This window comes from Methylobacterium sp. WL103 (assembly GCF_008039885.1).
GTDB classification, from domain to species: domain Bacteria; phylum Pseudomonadota; class Alphaproteobacteria; order Rhizobiales; family Beijerinckiaceae; genus Methylobacterium; species Methylobacterium cerastii.
The window spans coordinates 1-618 of sequence record NZ_VRUX01001193.1; the positions used below are offsets into that span (position 1 = coordinate 1).

The 618-nt window shown below is 73.5% G+C and carries 1 pseudogene; it reads right to left on the reverse strand.

The features are described from left to right. A pseudogene (locus FV222_RS28565) lies at positions 1 to 408 on the reverse strand (hypothetical protein); the annotation flags it as partial. Positions 409 to 618: the final 210 nt, after the last annotated feature.

The following is a 618-nucleotide window of genomic DNA, read 5'->3' on the forward strand; positions in this document are numbered from 1 at the left end:
GGCCAGCGCCTCGTCGATGTCGCCCGCGGCGGCGCAAAGGACGGCGAGGTCGACGAGCCCGGCCTTTTCCAGCAGCGGCGGCAGCAGGCGGCGGATGCTCGCCAGCGCCAGGAACACCGTTCGCTCGATCTCGACCGCGGGCAGGTCGGCCGATCCCGACAGGCGCAGGACGAAGGCCATCAGCCGGTGGCGCTCGGCGTCCGGCATCGCGTCGTTGAGGCCGAGCGCATAGGCCGCGAGCGGGCGCGAAAAGCAGGGCGGGCAGTCGTCGCTGGACCGGATCGCGCGATAGGGCAGGCCAGCGGCGACGAGGGCGGCCTCGTTGATGCAGGTGCCGCCGTCGGGCCCCGGAAACGGGTGCGAGCCGGAGAGCAGCCGCCAGTTCAGGATGTGGTCGAACCCTGCCATGCGAAACCTTCGAGCTGCCGGGAATCGTGTCCGGGAGCGAGCGTGGCACGCTGGCGTTGGGTTGGCGAGGGGGCGATCAGCCGCCGACGTCGAGCGCGACGCCCGACAGCATCGCCAGCCCGAGCACCAGCACGAAGGCGCCGGCCAGAAGCTCGAGGGCGCCGAGCGCCAGGATGCCGGCCCGTCCGCGGCCGCCGGCCAGGCGCAGGG